The organism is Psychrobacter sp. S1-30-MNA-CIBAN-0213 (assembly GCF_040309845.1).
GTDB lineage: Bacteria > Pseudomonadota > Gammaproteobacteria > Pseudomonadales > Moraxellaceae > Psychrobacter.
In genome coordinates, this window is sequence record NZ_JBEOPE010000008.1 from 1 (window position 1) to 25710 (window position 25710).

A 25710-nucleotide genomic window follows, 5' to 3' on the forward strand; every position below is an offset into this window, starting at 1 on the left:
TGAGTAAGTCATGGTCTTTATGATAACAATTAGGTTTAATAATTAGTTTATAACACTTTTAAATGGGTTTGGCTATATAACGAAATTAGCTTTGTAGTAGGGTTATAAAACGATACTAAAATATAGTGAGACGAGATTAGAGTAGATAAGATATTGAACGTTATATTTAAGGATATTATTATGAATGGATGCAGTTTTAGCAAAAAATTTAAAGCTCAATCGATAGCTATAGCACTAGCCCTTTCTTATAGCGTTACAACAACAGCACTTGCCGATATTAATATTGCCTATAGTTGATTATATGACTCCACGCTATTACGTTATGGAAGGAGAGGGGTATTTTAAACCTAAATTATTTAAGAGAGACTTAGAAAAAGCTTTTAAAAATTACAGTTTAGCCATGAAACATCAAGCTTCAGAAGAACGAATACCATTAAATTATGATGAGCCTATTAATACGCTTGTAGCTAATAATAAATTTAAAGCTATGGGTATAGGTGAAGCTACCAAGTATCGTGAGCAGGTAAAATCATGGTTCCATAAAGCATGTATGGATTATAAAGATGATGTTAGTTGTAGCCTTCTCAAAATTATGGATATGTCAGATCGGTATATTGAAACGAAGAACTTTAGACATATCGAAGACAGCAGTAACTTGGAATTAAGTAATGATTTTGTAAGAGGCTCTGAATCTGTGAAAGAGTTGCCTTATGTTATTGAGTTTACAGTTCAACCAGGAGTTGAAACGGTTAAAAGTTTATATTCAGAAGTATTTACTAGATTGGTCAATAACGGTAATGCTGGTAGCTACGACTCTAGAGCTCTATATAATCACGCTGATAATAACCTGAAAAATGCAATATTTATAGCACAAAACCCCAGTGATAGTAGTGATATAAATAAATGTCAGCAGGCAGAACAAAGATTATATTTGCTTGAGGGTGATGATTTTATGTTTGTAACGCTTAATCATGGCCATATTAGGGTGGTAGCTGAAAACAAAAAGAAATAGGGGTTCAAGGACTACTCGTTACAGTGTAATGATAATAGTTGCGTAATAACAGATGTTTTCGATAAGTATGAAGCTTCTGCTGTTGAAGATATCTTGAAAGTCTTTCGATAAAGGAGCTGATATAGTCTATCCCCTATAAAATAAATACAGTGCTACTGGGATGAATTTTATGCAGCCTCTGGAGTAACGCAGTTGCACAGCAAGCAAAGAAAGTTTATACCAGTAGCACGTTGTAAAAGCTGCACTCTTTTTATTTAGGACTCACTAAACATCAGCTAATATAAAATTGTTAAAGTAAGCTCTAATACTCCTGAGTATGTCAGTTTCATGTTACTTTTAAGAGTAGTGCGAAAACTTCTATTATTATTTTGAGCAATGAAGTATGTGAAATAAAATTTTTCACTTTAGTTTGAATGTTAAGGTATAGATTATTGATTGCATGTTTTATGTGTTCTATAGGTTTGTGGTATAAAAATATTCTATGGAGGAAGTTTGATATGGAACTGGCAAATAAGTTGTTGGGATTCAAGTTAGTATGTGCTTTATTGTTATCAGCTGTATTACCTGTATCAGCTATGGCGGCGGGACTAGATGAAAGAGAGTATTTAGATAATCAAGAGTGTAAGACTGCTGAGTATGGTCCAGAGATGGTATTTTATATAGAGGATTGCAAATTGCTCGAAGCAACTAAAAAAGCAGCTAAACAAGGAGATGCTATTGCCCAACTTGATCTTGGGGTTATGTATGAGGAAGGGGATATAGTAGATCAGAATTATGAAAAGGCAATTGAGTGGTATAAGAAATCAGCTGAGCAAGGAAACTCTCATGCTCAATTTAACTTGGGGTTCATATATTCCAGTGTCGGCGGAGCATACGAGAACATCCCAAAGGGAGTTGAGTGGTACACAAAAGCTGCTAAACAAGGTGAATTTGGTGCTTATTACAACCTTGCAGTAATATATGGCGAAGATGAAGTAAACACTTGGAATAACAAAGAACTTAAAGAGTGGTTTGAAAAAACCTGTAATAGTGGGATGCTGATAGGCTGTGAGTCTAAAGCAGAACTTGATTGGTGATTTAACCCGTATTTAATGGACTTATCATGAAGAAACTACTTATGAGCGCCGCACTGGCTTTAAGCTGTATACCGTTAGCTGTTGGTTGTAGTATAGCTAACCCTGAGGTACTCGAGAAGCCAGCGTCTACGATCAACAGCATTGAGCAGGTCACGATTGACGACTTAAGTTTTAACATGATGATCAAAGCCTTCTACAATAGCCAGATGAAGAGTATTAGCGTCAATGATGAGGATATGAAGTCTTTACCTCATGCTGGTATAGGTCCAGAAGTAGATGGTGAGAAAACAGTTGCGTTAATGCACCCTGTTATTTCCTATTCAAACCTTAATGGCGATACTCGCTATTTAGTCATGATAGAGAAGGTCAAGGTTGATGCTGAATATGGAGCACTGAGTGATTGCCATGCCTGTAATGTGACAGCAGATTTTTATAGCTTTAAACGCTTACCTGATGGACGCTATCAGCTGGTTAGCAAAACATTGCCAGAGTCTAATATCGCAAGTAGTTATGGCAGGGCCAGGTTTGACGTGGACAAGTTCCAAGCAGGATTACAACCTTTAGGTGAAGGTTTGATAGGTAGCCTGTATAAGACCAGTGGTTTTATATATGGTAGTTCATATGAGAACTGGACTGCGCTTTATTTACCTGAAGACGACTATATTAGATTTCACTATGTGGGAGACGCTGGTGGGTATAACGATTATGGAAAAGACTCACCTTTAGATTTTATGTATAAATCGACTTATGAGGTAATTTCTGATAACTCTAAATACTATCCCATCAAATTGCGCTTTAAGGGAAATAAGCCAATTAACGGTGACCCTAGACGTCTTAGACCTGTTAATCATACTGTTATTAAAAAGTTCGACCCTTTAGAGGAAGAGTTTAAGTAGAAAGTTGGAATGAATTATATAGTGAGGTATTAGGATGGAGTATCTACAGTTCACTTTTACTTATTAAAAGACTATCTTTCCCAACGTTCCTGCTTCAAAGGCATCTGATTTAATAAGTCACGTTGAGCCTTCCTTAAAAATTGTGTAACTGCTGATTATCAGCATGAACAGCTTTGATAACATCAGAGATTTTCAGCTGATGAAGTAGGGCATATAAGTTAGGTTAGAAACCAAAGTAAGTAGTGATATAATGCTCTAATAATTAATTGTCCCGTCCTAAAATAGATTAATAGTTTTTTTGCTAAGCCAGATACCCTGAGTATCTGGCTTTTTCACATTAAGCAGGACATTAATAACTGTCATGAACCTCAGCAGGTGTTCTCATATTCAAACTTAAATGCGGTCTGATATGGTTATAGACATAAACAGACTCATCGATCAGCTGTTTAAGCTCACTCATCGTATTGCACTCATACAACAAGAACTCATTCTTTAAAATACCATTAACGCGCTCAGCCAACGCATTCTGATAACAATCATAGCCATCGGTCATAGACGGTGAGATGTTATTTGCTCTAAGCACCTCTTGATACTCTGATGCACAGTACTGTAAATCTCTATCAGAGTGATGAATGGCTTTATGAGTATAACGCCGCCTTTGAGCTGCCATCTTAAGCGCTTTTACAACCTCACTTGCTGGCATACTCTCACTTAAATGATAGCCCATAATCTGTCTTGAATACGCATCCGTTACTAACGATAGATAGTGCGTTCCTTGCTTGGAGGTAACATAATTAATATCAGCGACCAAGGTTTGTTCAGGCCTGATAGGTGCAGAGGCATCTTTCGTTAAATTAGGATGCTTTTTCATCCAATGCTTGCTAAAGGTCGTCTTTGTATAGCTACGTTTGGGCTGAACCAGTAGCCCGTGTGCTCTTAGATAATCAAAGAAGCCATCACGGCCAATATTGATACCATGAGCAATCAGTTTCGGTTTAATGAGCCAATATAACTTCCGACCTCCTATGCGAGGCATCAGCATTCGATACGCTTGTACCCAGTCTTTGATGACAGCAAACCTGCTTGCTTTGTCATGTACCCGGATACGATGTTGATAAACCGCTTGCGGGCTAACACCAAGCAACCGGCATCCTTGAGCTAAACTTATTTGTTTGTCTGTTTTGAGTTGCCAGAGGATGCCGTAGAAGACTTTTTTCTAGTATTTGCTCCATAGTCATTTTCAAAGACTTCGACTACTTTACTTAAAATAAGATTGTGCGCTTTGGCATCAGCCAGCTCACGCTCTAGACGTTTGATGGTTTGGGCCGGGGTTTCTTTATGCGGCATAGTCTGATTCTTAGGTGGCTGTGTCCAGTCTAATTTACCATGCTTACGCAGCCATACCAATACGGTACTGCGTCCTTGTATGCCATAAGTTGCTTGTGCTTGTTTGTAGGTCAGGTCGCCTTTTTCTATACTGTCAACAACGGCTAATTTAAAGCCTAAAGTATAATCTTTTTGAGTGCGTTTAACCTTTGCTACTGCTAACTTGTCCATGAATAAGCTCCTTTTTCGTAAACTTATTTTAGGACGGAACACTCTTTTATTTACCTGTGCGCCACAAAGAATGCTCACATACCTCACAGCACCAACTCTCTTTTTCGCGCATATAAGGAATATCAGCAGGTACTTCAATTGGACAAGTATAGCCGCAGTAATCACATACAACATCATCCAAGTAGGCATAACACTGAGCTACTGTCCCAAACAGTACTTGAGGGCTAACCTCATACTTCTCGCAAATTACCTTCACGTGCTCAACAAAGCCGCTTTTATTATCGTATGCCCAGTAATCCTCGCATATTTTGATATCGTATGCGTTCTGCATCATATTAGGCTGAAGTTTTACGCTCATCATATTCTCCTTAGTAGCCGCCATAATCAGACTGCGGTAGTAGCTCATAAAGCTCGCTCTGAAGCCTGCTGCTCATATCTTCCAAAAAGTACCCATTCTGAGCATTTAAGCGCTTCTGTACCCACACACGCATTGCCATATCATTACCAAAGCAGCGCTTCACTCCCAAGAAGCGTGCTAGGTTATGACCAGATGAAATATACAGCTCGCGCATCAATGAATTAGCAATAAGGTTGGCATCCTCACTAATCGCACCGTCAGGTTTAAACTCACCAAACAGCTCCTCATAATTGATAATTTTCATTATGACGTCTCCTTGTCAGTTTGTGCACTTGTAATGACTTCTTTAGTCTCAGAGCTATTTGATGCGCTGGTTAGCTTCTCCTTGCTCGCTAGTAGCAAGTTATCCATTGCTGAACCATCTTGACGGGTAATATCAGGCACATAGCGGCTATACACCCGAAACAGCATCTCCGTACTGCTGTGACCCATCTGCCGTGCTATCCACTCAGGATTCTCCCCAGCAGCTAGCCAAAGCGTCGCTGCTGTGTGCCGAGTCTGATAAGCACGTCTGTGTTTAAGACCGAGTAGGGCAAGCATGGGTTTCCATACCCGTCTATTCACATTGCGGTACTCCATCGGATTGCCCTGTGAGTTGCAGAATACGAACTCTGATTTACCGTAGGTGCGTGCCTTCTGCTCTTGCAGTGCATCGTAGACTAACTGTGACATCGCAATATCGCGTTGTGAGCCTAATGTCTTCGTTGGACCCATCTCACCATTTACTAGTGCCCCTCTGATACTGATCTCACGACGATCAAAGTTAATGCAGTCCCACTTCAGCCCATCTATTTCACTGGTACGCATCCCTGTAAAGAAGCGAATAGTGTAGTAGGGCTTATAGTCAGCGCGTACATGCTTTAAAATCAGCCATACCTCGCTCAATGTAAACGGATTTACATCAGGACGAGCCTGCTTGAGATTCTTAATATTTTTATAAGGCATCTCAAACTCATGGCGATCTGATGCTTCTTCTAGTATCATACGAAGAAGTATCATGATCTGGTTGATCCGTGCTACTGACAGACTTGACTGACCATCTTTACCGTAACGAACTTTGGCGAGGGAGCTACGGAAGGTCAGCAAGTCTGGTTTTTTTATCGCATGTACCGCTTTACCACCAAACTCAGGTAATAAATACTTATTCAAAATAATCTGTGTCTTTTGTCGATAGCTCGGCCGCCATTCAATTTTCTTCTCCTCATACCAAATATCGACAAACTGCCTAAAGGTAGGATTGCGACTGATACAAGCTTCCGCTCTATCAGCCAGTGCTGTCATTTCCTGTGCCCGTTCGCTCTTTGGAAAGTAAGCGGCATAATCAAAAATGCCTAAAGTTATTTCTGCTTCCATTTTTTCGATAATCTTAGCCAGCTTCTTTTGATTGGCTGGAGTGTCTGTGAGATTAGTCGTCTCACGGCAACGCATATTCATATATCGAAAATCTACGAACAGCTTGCCACGTCTCGATCTTATTGAGGCCATTGTTTAGCTCCTTGTTTATGTAAAGTTTACTGTAAAGCCATACCGTTGATAGCACTCATAACTGGTTTACACATATCTTCTTCGATACGTTCCCATACATATAGGATCTTGCGACCACCAAACGGGCGTATGTAGTGGATATTCTCAATCAGGACAGTGTCTTTCATTTGATTGCGAATAGTGCGTGCGTCGTATTTGATACGATCGGCTAGTTCTTGAGTAGTAAGATAAGTCTGTGACATAATAGTTCCTCAGTCAGTATTAAATAGTTTTTAGTAAACACTTTGTTGTTGCCAACGAGTACTATATTAACAGAAAAGTAGTCATTGGCAAGTACTTTTTACTTACCAATAAGGAATTTATTGTGATTTCATGTAACTTACCTGTTCTTTTAGCAGAAAGAAGGTTGCGTGTAGCAGATTTAGTGAGAATGACAGATATAAGTAAATCGACGCTGCATAGAATCTATAATGATGATACAACTAGGATTGAGTTCGATACCTTGAGTAAGTTATGTAATGTATTAGAAGTTACGCCAGGGGATATTTTGAAGTATGTTCCAGATGAACTTAATGAAGATAGCTCTTCAGAAGAGGAGTAGATTAACTATCGTAATAACCTTTGATAGGGAATTTCTAGCTAAAGGTCTATTAGAGCTAAAAGGTACTTACGAGGTTTAATAATTTTCTATTATTAGGTTGTAGTCATCGCTTTTTAAGTGAAGATCAATATTAAATACTATAGGCTTGAAACGTATTTCCAAAAAACTAGGCATCTAAAAAACTCGTTTTTTGCTGAATTGAGGTTGGGTTCAAAAATCATCATAGTGCCAAATTTACTAGGTTAGGTGTCATGATGGTTTTTTAGCGAAAAATAGCTAGGTTGTGGTCAATTATGTATGTGAGGTTTTAGGGCAGGGCACAGTTTGGGCACCACATGGGCACCGCCATGAAAACGGGCTTTTTGTTTGAGTAGTTAGACTTAACTATATTCAAAAATATATTTAGATAAATCTTCTACAAACCCTGAAAATTGGACAAAAAAAAGCCTCACTGTTAAGTGAGGCTTTTTAAGTATTTGGAGCGGGAAAAGAGATTCGAACTCTCGACCCCAACCTTGGCAAGGTTATGCTCTACCACTGAGCTATTCCCGCTGAATCATCGTTTAAGTAACATCAGATGATGAAGGCGTATTATACGCAGTTTTTTTGGTCTGTCAATAACCATAATCAAAAAAATCAAAATTTAGCAAAATAGGCATGTCATCATGCTATGAATGTATGATATAACAGATTTTTATAATATGTATTCCAAAAGCTTTATGTTTTATAAATAAGCTAGATATACAACTTTATAATTATCTCCAACCATTTGAATAACCATTATGACTTACACAGATAATTCTTAAGGATAAGAGCTATGAGCCAACAATACACCATCGCTGACTATTTGTTTGATCGCATTGCTGAAGCAGGGGCGACCGAGATATTTGGCGTACCAGGTGATTTTAATTTAACCTTTTTAGACAATATTATCGATTCTGATAAATTGCGTTGGGTAGGCAATACTAACGAGCTCAATGCAGGCTACGCAGCCGACGGTTATGCACGTGAGCGTGGGTTTGCAGCGATGGTGACGACTTTCGGTGTAGGGGAGCTGTCGGCAATCAATGCCACCGCAGGCTCCTATGCTGAGTATGCGCCTGTATTGCATGTCGTCGGCGCGCCTAGTACCGCTCTGCAAGATTCCAAACGCCGCATCCACCATACGCTTGGTGATGGCGTGTTTAACCACTTTATTAAGATGGTAGAGCCAGTAACGGTAGCACGTGCGCAGCTTACCGCTGAAAATGCTGCTTCCGAGATTGATAGAGTCATTCGTGTGACCCTCAAAAAACATCGCCCAGGCTACTTGTTGTTATCGCCAGATGTCGCACGTCAGCCCATTTATCCGCCTTCTACTAAACTTGTCGATAGTGCAGAGAATATAACCAGCCAAGCAGCATTGGTCGATTTTAAGAAAGCGCTGATAGAGTTTTTACCGAATAAGACGACTACTTTAATGGCAGATTTGATGGTGCATCGTTTGGGACTACAAGACCAGCTCAAAGCCCTAATCGCTGATACTGAGATTCCTTATACGACGCTGTCATGGGGCAAAACCCTATTGGATGAGCAAAGCGAGCGCTGGGCAGGTACGTATGCTGGCGTGGCATCACGTCCAGTAGTGAAGGATGCAGTAGAAAACTGTGAATGCCTAATTAAAATTGGAGTGCAGTATACCGATACGACGACTGCAGGATTCAGCCAAGATATCGATGAAAAAGTCGTTGTTGACTTGCATTATGAGCGTGCGACTATTAGCGGTAAGAATTTTGCTCCTATCGCATTAGAAGATGCCTTGAAGGCGTTGCATGAAGTAATGACTTCGGGTATCAATATTGTACCTAAGCCTTTTTGTAAAGAGGTCAAGCCGCATGAGCAACATGGCACTGATGAAGAAGCTATCCGTCAAGATGACTTGTGGCATGTCATCGCAGATCATTTAGACCATAATAATCTGGTGTTTGCTGACCAAGGAACCGCTTACTTTGGTATCAGTGATGTGCGTCTGCCAGAGGGCGTGACCTGCTACGGTCAGCCAATGTGGGGTTCAATCGGCTATACCTTGCCAGCAAGTTTAGGTGCTGCCATTGCATCGCCTGATAAGCGTAGTGTCTTACTCATTGGTGATGGCTCAGCATTATTGACCATTCAAGAAATAGCAGTGATGATCCAAGAGCGTATCAATCCAGTTATTGTGTTGGTTAACAATGACGGCTATACCGTTGAGCGCGCAATTCATGGTGAAAATCAACGCTACAATGATATTCCTAAGTGCAACTGGCACTTAATGCCGCAGGCTTTTGGTGCTGATAAGCATAATAGCTTGGTACTCAAAGCAGAAACGATGGGAGAATTAAAATCTGCTCTCAAGACAGCCGCAGCAACGACAGATAAAATGGTGTTTTTAGAAGTGATGACTGACAAGCATGATATTCCGCCTTTGTTAGCAGATATCAGCGCGGCGCTTAAGCCAAAGGCAGATTAAGTTTAGAGTAATTAAATAGGAAATTATAAAATCCCAAGCTACAGAAAAGCCCTATTCAACCTATTAATGTTGAATAGGGCTTTTTTATAGTTAACCAGTCTCTATATGTCATAAAAATTATTTAAAAATGAACTTTTACTAGCGCGCTTGGAACGCTCTGATTCACTCCATCAACACCAAACTTGTTTTTCCAATAGCTGTATTCCATACCGACTTCGATGCGGTTATCAATACCAAGCAATTCTTGCAAGTTGTACTTAATCTGCGGGTTAATATGCAACTGATTTGCCTTATCATCGTTATTAAAAGAATAATCAACATAGCCGTCAACGACGAAGTTATTTTTCTCCCAACCATAAGTCAAAGTAATTTGTTGATCATCAGCGTCACTGAAAGTGTCATCGTTAAAAGCATGATATAAAGTAGCTGAAGCATACTTCATACCATCAATAGGTATATTTAAATCAGCACCAATACCTACTAAGAAGTTATCTTGCTCAAAACCGCTACTATTCGAGCCGAACTCATAAGTACCAGCTAAGTTTACCTGCTTAATAAAGCCATTATTGTAGTCTGAAATCTTGAACTTTGGAGACAGCTCGCCATAGATATCTTTGGCTCGACTACCTTCAGCATTACTGACGCCTTGCAAACGATCAACGAAGAAGAATATGCCACCCCAACTATGAGCGGACGCATGCTCTAAGGTAACTGTCGTCAGCTCTCCATCTTCTGCTAGTTCATAATCAGTACCGTAAAGTACAGAAACGCTCGTATCAGTAAAAAAAGTCTTAGCTTGAGCAGAGGTTAGACTGCCTAAAGCACCGATAGTAGCTGCTGCTATAAACAATGGTTTTAGATAGTAGAGCCTGTTTTTAGCTGAATGGATATGAGTTGTTGCTATTAAGTTTAAACGCACAGTATTACTCCCTTAAGTACAGTCGTTAATTTCCCTTAAAAGCGCAATTATAGGACCATGCAAAGTCCGGTTTTAACATCCTGTCCAAACGCGCTGTTATCTCTAAGGAAAGACAATTTTTAACATAGTTGACCATTTGGTCAGGATTTATATTACTATAAAGAAATTAAAATAAGTAGTATTAATTACTCAGGAATTAACGAGAGAGTTTTAAAGATGTTAAGTATTTATGAATGCCATCTTACTGTGGGAATGGTGGCTGACTCTTTTTTATTGCAGGGCTTATATATCTGACCATGATTTGTGGTATAACAATAATTTGTAATGTTCGAAACGTGAAGAACTCTGTGTCTGTTCTAAGTTATTTTGAAAACTGACTACTAAAAGTTGGATATAAAAAAAGGCTTACAATTTAATGTAAGCCTTTTATGCCTTAAAGAGTGCAATTTTACTATCGACTATATTTCATTTACACATACATAGTAGCTAGGCTTATTCTAGAATCAACTGGTTATATACCAATAATAAGCTTTAATAGTTCTTGTCGTCAGTTCTTATCGTCTTTAAATTAGATACTACAATTAAATCTCGCATCTAAATATAGTAGGTTTGGATTTTTGCAGCACAATCACGTAGTATTGGTAAAAACTGTTCGGTTAAGACGTCATGAGAGATACGAAGTGCATTGGTACTAATATTAATAGCGCCAATAAGTTCATTATTTGCTTTATAGACTGGCAGTGCTAGCGATAGAAGGCCTGTATCCAACTCTTGATTTACAACGACGTACTGCTGATCTTTAGCTTCTTTGAGCGCCTGACTAAGCTGATTACGATCAGTAATACTGTATGGCGTATGAGCGCATAGTTCAACGTTATTAATATAATCTTTAAGCTGTTCATCAGGAAGGCTGGCAAGAATCGCACGACCCATAGAGGTATAAGCTGCAGGTAGTCTCGTGCCAATCGCTAAGGTAATAGACATCAAGCGATGTTCAGCCGCAGAGCGGGCGATATATACCACTTCATCATCATCTAATACTGCAAACGAGCAAGATTCACCTGTTTTTTCAGTGACGCGTTCTAAATAAAACTGAATAATATCGTGATGGTGGACGCCACTTAAATAACTGGCGCCAAGGCTTAGCGTTTTCGGGGTCAAACTAAACTGACGCTTACTTTTATGAACGTAACCGAGGGCATGCAAGGTTAATAAATAACGTCTAGCCTTTGCTCTATCTATCTTGGCGCGCTCGGCTACTTCGCTCAACGTCATACTAGAGTGGTTTTCATCAAAAGTCAGTAATACGCTCATTCCTGCCGCAAGCGATGCAACGAAATCTGGACTATCAAAAGGTATTTTCTCATCTTGTTCTTTATACATGCTATTCAATGATTACCAAAATTAGAGATTTTAAATGAAAATTACTCAATTAATCAATCAGCCTTTTATCCATTCTGATATTGCAAAGAACTTTTCTGATCGTTTGTTTGTGCAGGCAATGTTGGATTTTGAACTGGCCATTATAGAGGTCAGAGAGCATCATAGCCTTATTCCTGCAGGCATTCTACAGCAAACTAAAGAAGCGTTAGCGATAGATTTGTTTGATATTGATAAGATTGGGACGCAAACCTACCTTGGCGGCAACGCGGCTATTCCTTTCATAGCACAAGCCAAAGCTTTATTACCTCAAGAAATAAAACCGTATTTTCATCAGACCGTCACCAGTCAGGATGTCATTGATACAGCGATGATGATGATGCTCAAGCCAGCGCTAAAACGTATCAATAATGACTTGCTGGATGTGCTTCAATCTTGCGCTATATTAATTGAGAATAATCGTGCGACACCAGTGGCAGGTAGAACATTGTTGCAACAAGCTTTACCGATTACTTTTGGAGTAAAGGCTTCGCAATGGGCTGCATCGCTAATCGCTGCTATGCAAAATTTAAAGCAATTAGAGCATTCTGGCTTTTATTTACAATGGGGTGGTCCTGTTGGGGTTAGTAATGAAGAGAATGAACGTCATGAGTTGCCTCAGCAGGTGGCGACATCACTCGGACTATCGTTGCCATTGCTGCCTTGGCATACGAATAGGCAACCTATTCATGCGCTCGCTTCTGGACTGGATGCTTGTGCCGGCGCTATGGAAAATATCGTTGAAGATATAGCCTTGATGTGTCAGTCTGAATTAGGTGAGTTGGCTGAACCTACTATTGAAGGCATGGGCGGCTCATCATCGATGCCGCATAAACGTAACCCTGTGTTGTGTGCTTTAATTAAGACCGCTACGTTAAGAATGCACGGGCATCTAAGTGTGATTAGCAACACAACCGCTCAGCCTTTTGAGCGTGCGTTGGGCCAGTGGCATGCGAGCTGGATGCCTTTAATGGAAGGCGTCGCTTTGGTCGCTGGTGCCGCAGATTATCTAAAGACTTTATTACAAGGGTTGCAAGTGTATCCCGAGCGCATGGCGGCCAATCTTGATTTAAATAGTGATGCGTATCTCGTTGAACCTTTAAAACGTCATTTTCTAGACCGTCAAGAGCGAATCTATCCTTTAATAGAACAAGCTAGCCAGCAAGCACATAGAGAGCATAAAGGCTTTGTGCAAACTTTCTTTGAGATAACAACAGAGTTTGAGTTCACAACAGAGTTATTGGTAGATGATAGCGATAATGACTCAAATGAGCTTGCAATACTTCTATCTCCTTTGACTTATTGCGGTGCAGCAGATAGACAATGTCAACTGACGCTACAAGCAATTAAAGCAACGATTTCAAATTCATTAAGCATAAACAGATAACCAGATTGACAGAAGCCTAGAAAAGGGTTACGTTAATTCACTATACGAACAAGAATTCTTATATAGAACAAATTATAAAGATTTTATTAGGATTATTTTTGACCATCAAAAAAAGGAATTTATGATGAAGAAAACCCTCCCTACTAGTATGGCGTTTAGTATGGCATTGGCAGCCTTAATTGGTTTTACTGGCTGCTCACAATCGAACGATACCGCTAATGATGCGGCTAACGGCGATGCTGCAAGTTCTAAAGAGACGACGACATTACGTTTCGCGCATTTTTGGCCAGCGACTTCAGCGACGCATACCGATGTTTTTGAGCCTTGGGCAAAAAAGGTTGAAGAAGAGTCAAATGGGCGATTGAAAGTTGAAATCTTTCCTTCTGCAACACTCACCAAGGCCGATGCTGCCTATGACGCAGCTGCTAAAGGCACTGTCGATATCGGATCTCAACTTCAAGGTTATACCAACGGCCGCTTCCCATTAACTCAAATCACAGAGCTTCCCGGTCTCTCCAATTCAGCCACTCAAATGAATTGCATGCTACAGACATTGTATGATGATGGGGTAATTTCGAGCGAATATGAAGATACGCATTTGCTATTTATGATGGGTACCGGTCCTGGAGGCATTCATACTATTGATAAGCCTATTCGTAAACCAGAGGATTTGAAAGGTTTACGTATTCGTCGTCCTTCTGCCATCGCTGGTGACATTATCGAAGCGGCAGGGGGAACGCCTGTCGGCCTACCGGCTCCTGATCTTTATACTTCGCTGCAACGCGGTGTACTGGACGGCTTAAGTCTGCCATGGGATGCGACTGGCTCATTTAAACTTATCGAGCTTGTAAACACCCATACCAATATGCCTTTTTATAGTTCCGCTATTATGGTTACTATGAATAAAGACAAGTATGAAAGCCTGCCTGATGATCTCAAAAAAATCATCGATGACAATTCTGGTAAGGCGATGGCTGCTATTGCCGGTGAAGTGTTTGACGGTGAGGACGCCAAATTTATGGCTGAGGCAAAAGCCAAAGGCGACATTATGATAGACATTCCTGATCCATTAAATGATCCTGCATGGAAAGCACCGTTAGAAGCAGGGACGCAAAAGTACTTAAAAGACACTGAAGCGCTGGGATTGGATGCTCAAACAGTCTATCAAAAAGCAAAAGAAGCCAGTGCGGCTTGTCAGTCTTAATTTGTACGCTAACATTGCCTCTTACAGATGATATGTTTTGTGATTTATAAATATTGTGATTTCAATTTTGAACTATGCTAATTATATAGTTAATGGTAATGATTTCTAATTTATCTACAAGGAAGAGATAAAGATGTTTATTAAAATTAAAAGAAGCGCCATCCCTTTATCTGTAGTAATGGCATTGAGTATGTCAGGTTGCTCCAATCAATCTGAGCAGGATGTCGATACTAATTCAGCCGCAAAAGATGTAACGACGCAGGAAGTTACGACACTAAGGTTCTCACACTTTTGGCCATCTACAGCAGCTTTGCATACCGATGTGTTTGAGCCTTGGGCAAAAAAGATTGAAGCTGACTCAGACGGCAGAATTAAAGTTGAGATTTACCCCTCAGCCACTCTAAGTAAACCTGATATCACTTATGATTCGACTGCTAAGGGTACTGTTGATATAGGGGCGCAAGTTCAGGGCTATATCAGTGGCCGTTTTCCATTGACTGAGATTACCCAGCTACCCGGTCTTTCAAGCTCAGGTGCTCAATTAAGCTGTATGCTACAAACCTTGTATAACGATGATGTGATAGCAAGTGAGTATGAGGATACCCATCCGCTATTTATGATGGCTTCAGGACCTGGCGTTTTTCATACTATCGATAAGCCTATTAGCAAGCCAGAAGATCTCAAAGGCATGCGTATTCGCCGCCCGTTAGAGATAGCGGCTAATATTATCGAAGCGGCAGGAGGTACCCCTGTTGGTATGCCAGCATCTGATCAATATACTTCCTTGCAACGCGGTGTAATAGATGGAGTGAGCACGCCTTGGGATGCGGCAGGCGCCTTTAAGTTAGCGGAATTGACTAATACGCATACGACCATGCCTTTATACAGCTCAGCATTATTAGTGACCATGAATAAAGATAAGTATGAGAGCTTGCCTGATGATCTCAAAAAAGTCATCGATGACAATTCAGGTATGGATATGGCAAAGATTGCTGGCGGTTTATTCGATAGTGAAGATGTTAGAGTTAAAGCTGAGTCCAAAGCTCGCGGCGATACGATGATAGAGATTCCTGACCCATTAAATGACCCTGCTTGGAGCGGTATACTTAAGACAGAAATTGAAAAATATCTTAATGATGTGGAAGCGCTTGGATTAGATGCACAAGGCGTTTATAAAAAAGCCCAAGAAGCTGGCGTTGCTTGTAAATCTTAGCTTATAGATAGATGTTGCACCAGAGTAAACTGTGCATATTAGATAATAAGTGCTAAGTAATCATACTTTTAATTTATCTACAAGGAAGAGATAAATATGTCTATCAGAGTTAAAGCGAGTGTTCTGCCATTATTAATAACAGTAGCAATGGGCATGTCAGCTTGTTCCCAGTCTGGACAAACTGAGCAACCTGAACAAATTACGAATACGAAATCTTCAGCAGCGGATGCTACGATTTTACGATTCTCACATTTTTGGCCGGCAACTTCTGCCATGCAGACTGAAGTGTTTGAGCCATGGGCTAAAAAGCTTGAGACAGAGTCAAATGGTCTGCTAAAAGTTGAGATTTATCCTTCAGCCACCTTAAGTAAGCCCGATGTGACTTACGATTCTGCTGCTAAAGGTACTATTGATATCGGAGCACAAGCTCACGGATATACTGCTGGACGTTTTCCATTAACTCAAATCGCAGAATTACCAGGCTTATCCAATTCAGCTGTGCAAATGAGCTGTATGCTACAAACTCTGTATGATAATGGCACTATTGCTAGCGAATACGAAGATACTCATCTATTGTTTTTGATGGGTGCAGGCCCTTCGGCTCTACATACCGTTGATAAAGTTATTCGCGTGCCAGAAGATATGAAAGGGATGCGTATACGCCGTCCTTCAGCAATTGCAGGGGATATTATTGAAGCTTCCGGCGGCTCTCCAGTAGGCTTGCCTGCTCCTGATATTTATACATCGTTGCAGCGAGGAGTGATTGATGGGCTAAGCTTCCCTTGGCAGCCTACTGGTGATTTTAGAATTACAGAATTAACCAATGCCCATACTAATATCCCATTTTACAACTCAGCATTATTAGTCACGATGAATAAAGATAGGTATGAAGCTTTGTCTGATGATTTGAAGAAAATAATCGACGACAATTCAGGTAGAGTGATGGCCGACATCGCAGGCGAGATGACTGATAGAGAAGACTCCAAGTTTATGGAAGAGGCTCGTGCAAAAGGAGATGTGATGGTCGATATACCTGATCCACTTAACGATCCTGATTGGAAAGGCCCTTTGACAGAGGGTACACAGAAGTATCTTAGTGACGTTAGAGCTTTAGGTTTAGATGCTGATAGTGTCTATGAAAAAGTTAAAGTCGCCAGTGCTGCCTGTAAAGTGTAGTTTTTATAAAGAATAGGTTTTTACAAATGCATACGTTTTACAAATGCGTAGGTCATTTAGAAAAACCTGCTCTAAAGATATATAGTCGATACTAAATAAATTGGATACGTTATTTGATAACGCGAAACTGGCATAAATTTTCCTTGCTTGCTGTGCCTACGCAGACAGAGGCTGCGCAAAATTTTTCTCATTAGCGTTGTATTTGTTTATCGCGAATCAACTATGTTAATTTTAGAATTGGTAAATTTATTAAATTAACGTTTTCAGTTGATGTAGTAAAACTCAATCTTAATAATTTTTAAGGGATTAAAAATGGTTAATAGCGTTCACCCCACAGGACTTTTTGATAATAGTGCAAAAGATTATCAGCATATTACTGCTCATCCTTTAGCATCAGCTATGGGAGCAGAAATCAGAGGCGTAGATTTAAGCAATGTCAGTGATGATGTCATGGCTGAAATCGAAGATGCTCTCTATCGACATAAAATGATTTTTTTTAGAGATCAGGAAATATCTTTTACTGATCATGAAAACTTAATCCTTCAGCTTGGTGAGTTCGGAACGGATGCTTATACGACTGGAGTTCCTGGTCATCCAAATATTCAACCACTCATTAAAGAAGCGAGTGTCGCCACCAAAAGCGTGTTTGGCAGTGGCTGGCACGTGGATTCAGCTTTTTTAGAATGCCCACCTTCTATTGCTATTAATTATGGTGTAGATATACCGCCATATGGTGGCGATACGATGTTCGCCAATGCTGTATTGGCTTATAACTCTTTAAGCCCAGCGATGCAGGAGATGATAGCGCCGCTAAAAGTATGGATGAGTGGTAAAAACGTCCTTGCCAATATGCAAGCAGAAAAGCAATCTCAAGAATCAGGAAAAGTAGGGGCTATCGGCAATATCGAGCTTGATTTGAATACCCAGCAGATGCTAGAAGGCTTTTATCATCCAATGGTCAGAACCCATCCTGTCTCAGGTGAGAAGTCACTGTATGTCGACAAGATTTATGCCTGCGGTATAGAAGGCATGACAGAAGATGAGTCGCGTCCTTTACTTGATTTTTTATCGAGCTTTGCCACTCAAGAGTCTTTTACTTGCCGATTAAGATGGGAAAACAACACGGTTATTATGTGGGATAACAGGATTTGCTTGCATCAAGCGTTTAACGACTATGATGGTTATAGACGTGAGATGTATCGTGCGATTGTCATGGGCGAGAGACCAGTATAATAGAATTATAGTAATAGGATTGTATTATGGAAGATATTTTTGCATCTACAGTAACCCCGCCAGGCTATAGTGACGTTGAGTGGCAAGCTCGAGTCGACTTGGCGCTGTGTTATAGAATGGTTGATTACTACGGCTGGACGACTCAAGTCTATAATCATATCTCCTATAGGATACCCGGCACCGAGCATTTACTCATCAATGCTTTTGGACTCTTATATAGTGAAATAAAACCTTCAAATTTAGTAAAAATAGACTTTGATGGTAATAAGGTCGACGACTCGCCTTATCCTATCAATCAAGCAGGCAATGTGATTCATACTGCTCTTCATAAGGGTAGGCCAGATGTACACTGCGTCATGCATACTCATAATACTGATATCCAAGCGGTCAGCGCTTTAAAGTGCGGATTTATTCCTTTATACCAAGAAGCGTTTATGTTCTACGATCGAATTGGATATCATAATTTTGAAGGTATTGTATTAGATGAGAGCGAACAGCAACGATTGATAGCTTCACTTGGACCGACCAATCATACTTTAATGCTGAACAATCATGGGGTTATCACGACTGGCCCTGACGTATCTTGGGCTTTTATGAGGATGTATCAAATCATCCAAGGCTGTCAAGTGCAGCTCAAGGCTATGGCGTCAGGAGGAGAGTTGATTAAAGTAAGTGATGATGCGATGAGAAAAACAAGAGAGCAATTTGAAGGTGGTGATGCTCAAGCTGGTGCTGCAGTGAGACTGCCTGAATGGCCCGCTTACTATCGCTTAATGAATAGATTGGATCCAAACTGGGATAAGTAATCGCTCTTTGAAAGTATCACTCGCAGGAGAACAAGCATGGCATTTTTTGCAACCGACGTACATCTTATTGCTTATCAAGATAGTGGTGAGGCTTATCTACCAGCATTATTCATGGCGCATCCACTAGGGATGAGTCGTGACGTTTGGGATAAGATCTGTGACCAATTACATGGGTATTATCGTTGTATCCGCTGGGACTTACCGGGGCACGGTAGTAGTGGGGTCGCAGCAGATGGTGTCTTAGCAGAAATGCTGGCTCACGATGTACTTGCCTTAGCCGATACTCTAGAAATTGAGAGCTTTAATTTTATTGGTACGTCGATTGGCGGTGTCATCGGTCAAAGCTTATGTCAGATAGCGCCTGAGCGTTTAGAGCAAGTGTGGCTTACCAATACTGGAGCTGTAATCGGTACCAAAGCAGCATGGGCAGAACGCGCTGAAAATGTCCGTCATTTAGGCTTGGCTGAGATGGCTGAAGGCATTGTGGAGCGTTGGTTTTCACCGAATTTTGTTAAACAGAACCCTGAGACATTACAAGGCTGGCAAGTACAATTGTCACGCAGCGATGATGAGAGCTATGCCAAGCTATGCGAAGCATTAGCACAAGTCGATAACCGCGACAAACTAGCAAGCTATGCTAGAAACGTTGCCTTACTTGCTGGATCGGACGATGTGTCTACACCTCCTGCTACTTTAGAAGCATTGCAGTCAGCTTTTTCTGATGCACACTTGACCGTATTTGCGGGAGTAGGTCATGTCCCATCGATTGAAACACCGAATCAGTTGGTGGACTATATTCAAACGAATGCTGCTCGTGCGACTGTCGGTCAAACAGGTATCAGCTATGAGCAAGGGCTTGTACAGCGTAAGCGGATTCTTGGTGACGCGCATGTTGAAAAAGCGTCTAAAAACGCGACAACATTAGACAGTCCGTTCCAGCAGTTTATTACTCGTAATGCTTGGGGCGAGCTATGGGGAGATCCCAGTTTGACTTTCCAGCAGCGCAGTATGATTACGACTGCTATATTGGCAGCACTGGGGCGTGATGGGGAGTTAGGATTGCATTTACGCACTGCGCAGCGTTTGGGTATTAATGAAGCTCAGCTGCGTCAAGTACTGATGCATGTGTCTATCTATGCTGGTGTGCCAGCGGCCAATCATGCGTTTTCTTTAGCCAAGGAGAACGGCTGGGGTGATGCAATTTCTTGATATTAAAGTATTGAATGTTCTAAGCCTTTTATAAAAATGGAGATACTCCTAATGAATCAGAACACCAGCAAAATGAGTCAAAATTATCCTTATTTTGTCGCTCGTGATCGTGCGTGGCAACCTGCCCAATATACACCGGGTTATAAAACCTCAGTTTCTCGTTCACCGCGTCAAGCATTAGTCAGTATTCAAAATGCTAGCCCTTCAGAGCGCAGTGGCCCTGTCTTTAATAATTTAGACATGGGTCAACATGATAATGATTTATTGATGAACTTCCGCACTGAAGGCTCGCAGGCAGGTTTACCTATTGGTGAGCGCATTGTGGTGCATGGCCGTGTGATTGATCAGTTTGGCAAACCAGTCCCCAATACACTAGTTGAGATGTGGCAAGCCAATGCTGGGGGCCGTTATCGTCATAAAAAAGATAGCTATCTTGCGCCTCTTGATCCAAACTTCGGTGGGGTCGGTCGCTGTATGACGGATGCTGATGGTCGTTATCGTTTTCGCACCGTGCGCCCAGGTCCTTATCCTTGGCCAAATGGTATTAATACGTGGCGTCCTGCGCATATTCACGTCTCAGTCATGGGCCCCTCGATCTCAACACGTTTAATCACCCAGATGTACTTTGAAGGTGATCCATTGGTTCCATTGTGTCCAATCGTACAGGTATTAAAAGATCCAGAAGCGGTTGAAACGATGATTGCACGCTTAGATATGTCTATGAGCAAACCTATGGATTATTTAGCATATCGTTTTGATGTGGTCGTTCGCGGCGCATTACAAACCTATTTTGAGGAGTAAAACATGTATAGCCAATACAAATTACAAGACGAGACAGGTATATTACGCGAAACAGCCTCACAAACGGCAGGGCCTTTTGTTCATATTGGGTTAGCACTAGAAATAGCTGGCTTTGAGTCACGATCAGATGAGATATGGCAGGATTTGGCTAAGGAAAATGCCGAAGGTGAGCACATCGAACTGGTTGGCTCTGTATATGACGGCAATGGCGATTTAGTACATGACGCCTTAATTGAGGTTTGGCAAGCCGATAGTCTCGGTAACTATATTGCTGATTTTGATAATAAAAAACCCTTTAGCGGTTTTGGTCGTAGTGCCTGCGCAATGGATGGTGACTTTTATTTTAAGACGATTAAACCTGGGCAAGTAGATTTTGATGGTAAATCAATGGCGCCTCATATCAATATTGCCATCTTTGCACGTGGTATCAATCTTCATTTGCAAACTAGAGCGTACTTTGATGATGAGCAGGACGCCAATGAAAATTGCCCAGTCTTAAATAAAGTTCCGTCACCCGTGCGCCGTAAAACATTGATAGCAGTAAAAGAAGCAGGTGCTGGAAAACCGCGATATCGGTTTGATATACGCTTACAAGGTGACGATGAAACGGTCTTTTTTGACTTTTAATTTGACTTTTAATTTGACTCTTAACATTGGGGTGGCATAGAACTCTAAACGGACTTTATTAAATATAGAGAGGGATTTCATGACTAAGACTCAGGCAACTTCAAATGCACAAGTAACGACCAAAACCCAAGTTGCCATCATTGGTGCAGGTCCATCTGGCTTATTACTCGGACAGTTATTAACCAAAGCTGGTATCGACAATATTATTTTAGAACGCCAGACAGGTGAGTATGTGTTAGGCCGGATTCGTGCTGGTGTATTAGAGCAAGGCACGGCAGACTTAATCCGTGAAGCGGGTGCTGGCACGCGTATGGATGAAGAGGGCTTAATTCATACTCACACAGACTTTAGTTTTCAAGGTGAGCATTATCAGTTAGACCTCGAAAAATACAGCGGTGGCAAACATGTGATTGTGTATGGCCAAACAGAAGTTACTCGCGATTTGATGGCTGAACGTGAAAAAGCGGGCGCTATTACAGTGTATCAAGCGGATAACGTCAAGCTACACGATATTGAATCAGACAGCCCTTATGTGACTTACCAGCATAAAGATGAAATATTTCGTATAGATTGTGATTATATTGCTGGGTGTGATGGCTTTCACGGAGTTTCACGCAAATCTATTCCTGCTAATAAATTAGAGGAATACGAAAAAACTTATCCATTTGGTTGGTTGGGTTTGATGAGTGATACGCCGCCAGTCAATGACGAATTGGTTTATTGCGCCCATGAGCGCGGCTTTGCACTGTGTTCAATGCGCTCCCCAACCAGAAGTCGTTATTATATTCAAGTACCTGATACGGATAAAATAGAGAACTGGAATGAAGAAAAATTCTGGGATGAGTTAAAGCGCCGTATTCCACCAGAAATGGCTGAGCGCTTAGTTACTGGTCCAGCATTAGAGATGAGTATTGCTCCATTGCGCTCTTATGTATGTGAAACCATGCAATATGGCAAAGTGTTTCTGTTGGGAGATGCCGCGCACATCGTACCTCCGACCGGTGCGAAAGGCTTGAACCTCGCTGCCAGTGATGTAGAAACCGCGTTCCGTCTGTTTGTAAAAATCTACGAAGAGGGGCGTACTGATCTGATTCCACGCTATCAAGAGATATGCTTGGCACGGGTCTGGAAAGCAGTGCGTTTCTCATGGTGGATGACTATGTTATTGCATCGCTTTCAAAGTGCAGGCCGTTTTGATTTCCGTGTACAGCAGGCTGAGTTTGACTACTTTATTAACTCAGAAGCTGGCAAGACGACCATTGCGGAGAATTATGTGGGCTTGCCATGTGAGGCATTGGAATAGTAGATAAATACTGAATTATAATTAAAACAAAAAGGCCTTTAATGCTATGTTTATTATAGCATTAAAGGCCTTTTTGTTATTTAAAAACCCATATGTTTTCTCAAGATCTTATAAAACATAACTGCTACGATTGAGTACAGCAGTTGTGCTACGGTTAAACGTAATCATTCAATATATTCAAATAAAGTAATGGTGTTCTTTTCACTCTAATGGACTAGATAATAATATGAATATTAATTTCCCTGACCTCGAAAAGCTGATAAAGATAGCTGAACGCTCTAACATAAATTCCTTAGAAGTAACGGATGGTGACGCGCGTATCTCTATAATATGCCGATCTGATGGCAACGAGGGTATCAGTGATAACAACAATAACAACAAGCGCGATCTTGCTAGCACCTCCGGCTCAAAACAGCGAGCGAATATAAGCGCTGTTGATGATAGCGATGCAGTTCTCAATAAAAAAGAGGCAAATGAAGACGCCCAAAATCGAGTAACAGCACCTATGCTAGGGACTTTCTATCGACGCTCAGAGCCTACTGCTGATGAGTTTGTTAAAGTAGGGGATAAGGTAGACAGAGGACAGACGCTATGTATTATTGAGGCTATGAAAATGATGCACGAGGTCAAAGCTGATTTTGCTTGTACTATCAAAGACGTACTAGTTGATGAAGGTGAGGTCGTAGAATATGGACAACCCTTGTTTGTCATTGAACCTGCCAGCTAAAATTGGTTCATCTTACTTACTGTATTTTCTATGAAGACCAGCTTAGGAAAACCGACATGTTCTCAAAAATCTTAATTGCTAACCGTGGCGAGATTGCCCTGCGCATTGTTCGAGCTTGTAAACAGTTGGGTATACAATCAGTCATAGCCCATTCGGATTCGGATAAAGATTCGATACCAGTACGTTTAGCCGATGAGAGCATATGTATTGGCCCTGCTAATGCGACACACAGCTATCTTAACCAAAGAGCGATTGTCTCCGCGGCAAAAATGACCAACGCTGACGCCATTCACCCAGGCTATGGGTTTTTGTCCGAAAATGCAGAATTTGCGGAATTGATTGAAAAGTCTGGTCTCGTTTTCATCGGGCCGACCGCAGATAATATCAGACAAATGGGAGACAAGGTCGCGGCCAAAAAGCAAATGATTGCCGCGAGTGTGCCTTGTGTACCTGGCTCTGAAGGTTCTTTGCCCGCAGATAGCGATCAGATAATCAAGATTGCAAGTGATGTTGGCTATCCTGTCATTATCAAAGCTGCGAGTGGTGGCGGTGGACGCGGTATGCGAGTCGTGGAACAAGAGGTTGATTTATTATCCGCTATTTCTATGACGCAGACAGAAGCTAAAGCCAATTTTGGTAGTGCTATCGTTTATCTTGAAAAATATCTACAAGCCCCGCGCCATATCGAAATCCAAGTGCTGTCTGATACCCACGGCAATGCTATCTATCTAGGTGAGCGCGATTGCTCTATGCAGCGCCGCCACCAAAAAGTAATAGAGGAAGCGCCAGCACCAGGTATTACTGATGAACAAAGACAGCGGATAGGTCAAGCTTGCGCGACTGCCTGCCAGCAAATGAAGTATAGAGGGGCGGGCACGTTTGAGTTTTTATATGAAAATGGTGAGTTCTTTTTTATCGAGATGAATACTCGTATTCAGGTTGAGCATCCTATTACCGAGATAGTCACTGGGGTCGACATCGTTCAAGAACAAATACGAGTAGCCGCAGGGTTAGAGCTAGCGCATAAACAAAGTGATATTGTTATCACTGGACACGCTTTTGAGTGCCGTATTAATGCTGAAAATCCGGATACCTTTTTGCCCAATGCTGGCCGTATAGATTACTGTCATATGCCAGCAGGGCTCGGTATTCGAGTTGATAGCCATATCGAATCAAACTATACCGTTCCACCCTCTTATGACAGTTTGATAGCGAAAATATGCGTGCATGATCATTCAAGGGAGACGGCGATTAAGAAGATGCAAGCGGCCTTATCAGAAGCGCAAATTATAGGCATTGATACCAATATTAGCCTTCACGAGCGACTGTTTAAAGATGAAGCATTTTGTCAGGGTCAAGTCAGTATTCATTATCTGACCGAATGGATAAAAGAGAATATCTAAGTTAAGTTTTAATATCTAAAAATAGATCTGAAGCCGACATGAAAGACAAAGATAACGGAGCGTGTGGTAATGGAATTACAATGGCAGCTATGCAGTGAGACCAATCTAACTTTGTTTTTCCCTAAACCTATAACGTTAGAGAAGCAGCAACAGTGCTGGGCGCTCGCCGATAGCATACAGCAGATGCCAGAAGTATTAGAAGTCGTCATCGGCATGAATACCCTAAGTGTATTTACCGTCTCCTTAACATGGGTCGAGCTTGAAACGCTTAAAGATAACCTATCAGCTCTGCTTGATGACATTCCTTCAAAAACCATAAACGGTAAGCATGTTGAAATCCCCGTACATTATGGCGGCAAATATGGCCCTGATTTAAAAACACTGGCCACTGAATTGGGTCTCTCTGTTGAAACGGTTGTTAATTTACACACCGAGGCGACTTATACGGTTTATTTCATTGGTTTTCAGCCCGGATTTCCTTATCTTGGCGGCTTATCTGAATCCTTATACTTTCCAAGACATGCGACCCCAAGAACGAAAGTGCCTGCAGGTTCGGTCGGCATCGGTGGTGAACAAACCGGTGTCTATCCCTTTGAATCCCCAGGTGGTTGGCAGCTGTTAGGCCAAACTGATATACCTTTATTTGATTTAACAAAAGCGTCTCCTACTTTGCTTAACGCAGGCGATACCCTGAAATTTACAGCTATTGATATTTATGAATAAAACACCTTTAAATCAGGTATCTGCTAA

At 41.2% G+C, this 25710-nt stretch carries 25 protein-coding genes and 1 tRNA gene; 18 read left to right on the forward strand and 8 right to left on the reverse strand.

Features of this window, described 5'->3' with window-relative positions; all coding sequences use genetic code 11:
• The first annotated feature begins 301 nt into the window (after positions 1-301).
• From AAEY87_RS08950 to AAEY87_RS08960, 3 genes are all read left to right on the forward strand, one after another.
• On the forward strand, positions 302-1012 hold the full coding sequence (locus AAEY87_RS08950) for a hypothetical protein (RefSeq protein ID WP_350656876.1): 711 nt from the start codon (positions 302-304) through the stop codon (positions 1010-1012).
• Between the two features lie 497 nt (positions 1013-1509).
• Positions 1510-2088, forward strand: a complete 579-nt coding sequence (locus AAEY87_RS08955; protein ID WP_350656877.1) for a tetratricopeptide repeat protein — start codon at positions 1510-1512, stop codon at positions 2086-2088.
• Positions 2089-2114: 26 nt separating this feature from the next.
• The gene (locus tag AAEY87_RS08960; protein WP_350656879.1) at positions 2115-2984 is read left to right on the forward strand and encodes a hypothetical protein; all 870 of its coding nucleotides are present in this window, start codon (positions 2115-2117) and stop codon (positions 2982-2984) included.
• 349 nt (positions 2985-3333) lie between these two features.
• On the opposite strand, the gene AAEY87_RS08965 is transcribed toward AAEY87_RS08960, so the two are convergent.
• The 5 genes from AAEY87_RS08965 to AAEY87_RS08985 form a co-directional block, all read right to left on the reverse strand.
• A protein-coding gene (locus tag AAEY87_RS08965) for an IS3 family transposase (RefSeq protein WP_502945466.1) occupies positions 3334-4541 on the reverse strand; the annotation gives its coding sequence in 2 pieces (ribosomal slippage) (positions 3334-4202 and positions 4202-4541; 1209 coding nt in all).
• Positions 4542-4587: 46 nt separating this feature from the next.
• A complete protein-coding gene (locus AAEY87_RS08970) occupies positions 4588-4899 on the reverse strand; it encodes a hypothetical protein (RefSeq protein ID WP_350656882.1) in 312 nt (103 codons plus the stop codon).
• Positions 4900-4909: 10 nt separating this feature from the next.
• Positions 4910-5203 (reverse strand): hypothetical protein, encoded by a 294-nt coding sequence (locus tag AAEY87_RS08975; RefSeq protein ID WP_350656883.1) that lies wholly within the window; start codon positions 5201-5203, stop codon positions 4910-4912.
• The gene (locus AAEY87_RS08980) at positions 5203-6444 is read right to left on the reverse strand and encodes an Arm DNA-binding domain-containing protein (RefSeq protein ID WP_350656885.1); all 1242 of its coding nucleotides are present in this window, start codon (positions 6442-6444) and stop codon (positions 5203-5205) included. The genes AAEY87_RS08975 and AAEY87_RS08980 overlap by 1 nt, the downstream gene beginning before the upstream one ends.
• A 26-nt stretch (positions 6445-6470) precedes the next feature.
• Positions 6471-6686 (reverse strand): hypothetical protein, encoded by a 216-nt coding sequence (locus tag AAEY87_RS08985; protein ID WP_147222245.1) that lies wholly within the window; start codon positions 6684-6686, stop codon positions 6471-6473.
• Between the two features lie 122 nt (positions 6687-6808).
• Between AAEY87_RS08985 and AAEY87_RS08990 the strand changes: the two genes are divergently transcribed.
• A complete protein-coding gene (locus tag AAEY87_RS08990; protein ID WP_350656886.1) occupies positions 6809-7045 on the forward strand; it encodes a helix-turn-helix domain-containing protein in 237 nt (78 codons plus the stop codon).
• A 477-nt stretch (positions 7046-7522) separates the two neighbouring features.
• Here the strand turns inward: AAEY87_RS08990 and AAEY87_RS08995 are convergent.
• Positions 7523-7597, reverse strand: a tRNA-Gly gene (locus AAEY87_RS08995).
• 265 nt (positions 7598-7862) lie between these two features.
• Here AAEY87_RS08995 and AAEY87_RS09000 point away from each other — a divergent pair.
• Positions 7863-9533: an alpha-keto acid decarboxylase family protein gene (locus tag AAEY87_RS09000; RefSeq protein ID WP_350656887.1), complete on the forward strand. Its 1671-nt coding sequence runs from the start codon at positions 7863-7865 to the stop codon at positions 9531-9533.
• 121 nt (positions 9534-9654) lie between these two features.
• Here the strand turns inward: AAEY87_RS09000 and AAEY87_RS09005 are convergent, their stop codons facing one another.
• Complete coding sequence (locus AAEY87_RS09005; RefSeq protein ID WP_350656889.1) at positions 9655-10452, reverse strand: DUF5020 family protein; 798 nt, start codon at positions 10450-10452, stop codon at positions 9655-9657.
• Between the two features lie 594 nt (positions 10453-11046).
• Positions 11047-11835 carry an IclR family transcriptional regulator domain-containing protein gene (locus AAEY87_RS09010; protein ID WP_350656891.1) on the reverse strand — a complete coding sequence of 263 codons (789 nt, stop codon included), beginning with the start codon at positions 11833-11835 and terminating at the stop codon, positions 11047-11049.
• Between the two features lie 34 nt (positions 11836-11869).
• Here AAEY87_RS09010 and AAEY87_RS09015 point away from each other — a divergent pair, with 34 nt between their 5' ends.
• The 13 genes from AAEY87_RS09015 (at position 11870) to pxpB (ending at position 25683) form a co-directional block, all read left to right on the forward strand.
• Positions 11870-13258, forward strand: coding sequence for a lyase family protein (locus AAEY87_RS09015; protein WP_350656892.1), 1389 nt, complete (start codon positions 11870-11872; stop codon positions 13256-13258).
• 121 nt (positions 13259-13379) lie between these two features.
• Complete coding sequence (locus AAEY87_RS09020; RefSeq protein ID WP_502945467.1) at positions 13380-14462, forward strand: TRAP transporter substrate-binding protein; 1083 nt, start codon at positions 13380-13382, stop codon at positions 14460-14462.
• A 133-nt stretch (positions 14463-14595) separates the two neighbouring features.
• Positions 14596-15675, forward strand: coding sequence for a TRAP transporter substrate-binding protein (locus AAEY87_RS09025; RefSeq protein WP_350656894.1), 1080 nt, complete (start codon positions 14596-14598; stop codon positions 15673-15675).
• 96 nt (positions 15676-15771) lie between these two features.
• Positions 15772-16851 (forward strand): TRAP transporter substrate-binding protein, encoded by a 1080-nt coding sequence (locus AAEY87_RS09030; RefSeq protein WP_350656896.1) that lies wholly within the window; start codon positions 15772-15774, stop codon positions 16849-16851.
• Positions 16852-17163: 312 nt separating this feature from the next.
• Positions 17164-18084, forward strand: a complete 921-nt coding sequence (locus AAEY87_RS09035; RefSeq protein WP_350656898.1) for a TauD/TfdA dioxygenase family protein — start codon at positions 17164-17166, stop codon at positions 18082-18084.
• Between the two features lie 26 nt (positions 18085-18110).
• Entirely contained in the window at positions 18111-18890 is a 780-nt protein-coding gene (locus AAEY87_RS09040; RefSeq protein ID WP_350656899.1) for a class II aldolase/adducin family protein, read from the forward strand.
• A 36-nt stretch (positions 18891-18926) separates the two neighbouring features.
• Positions 18927-20099 carry a bifunctional 3-oxoadipate enol-lactonase/4-carboxymuconolactone decarboxylase PcaDC gene (gene pcaDC, locus AAEY87_RS09045; protein ID WP_350656900.1) on the forward strand — a complete coding sequence of 391 codons (1173 nt, stop codon included), beginning with the start codon at positions 18927-18929 and terminating at the stop codon, positions 20097-20099.
• A gap of 72 nt (positions 20100-20171) precedes the next feature.
• Positions 20172-20900: a protocatechuate 3,4-dioxygenase subunit beta gene (pcaH, locus tag AAEY87_RS09050; RefSeq protein WP_350657006.1), complete on the forward strand. Its 729-nt coding sequence runs from the start codon at positions 20172-20174 to the stop codon at positions 20898-20900.
• Between the two features lie 3 nt (positions 20901-20903).
• Positions 20904-21527 carry a protocatechuate 3,4-dioxygenase subunit alpha gene (gene pcaG, locus AAEY87_RS09055; protein ID WP_350656901.1) on the forward strand — a complete coding sequence of 208 codons (624 nt, stop codon included), beginning with the start codon at positions 20904-20906 and terminating at the stop codon, positions 21525-21527.
• Between the two features lie 79 nt (positions 21528-21606).
• The gene (gene pobA / locus AAEY87_RS09060; protein WP_350656902.1) at positions 21607-22830 is read left to right on the forward strand and encodes a 4-hydroxybenzoate 3-monooxygenase; all 1224 of its coding nucleotides are present in this window, start codon (positions 21607-21609) and stop codon (positions 22828-22830) included.
• A 226-nt stretch (positions 22831-23056) separates the two neighbouring features.
• Positions 23057-23557 carry an acetyl-CoA carboxylase biotin carboxyl carrier protein gene (gene accB, locus AAEY87_RS09065; protein WP_350656904.1) on the forward strand — a complete coding sequence of 167 codons (501 nt, stop codon included), beginning with the start codon at positions 23057-23059 and terminating at the stop codon, positions 23555-23557.
• Between the two features lie 56 nt (positions 23558-23613).
• Positions 23614-24960: an acetyl-CoA carboxylase biotin carboxylase subunit gene (gene accC / locus AAEY87_RS09070; protein WP_350656905.1), complete on the forward strand. Its 1347-nt coding sequence runs from the start codon at positions 23614-23616 to the stop codon at positions 24958-24960.
• Positions 24961-25029: 69 nt separating this feature from the next.
• Positions 25030-25683: a 5-oxoprolinase subunit PxpB gene (pxpB, locus tag AAEY87_RS09075; protein WP_068035261.1), complete on the forward strand. Its 654-nt coding sequence runs from the start codon at positions 25030-25032 to the stop codon at positions 25681-25683.
• The last annotated feature ends 27 nt before the right edge of the window (positions 25684-25710 follow it).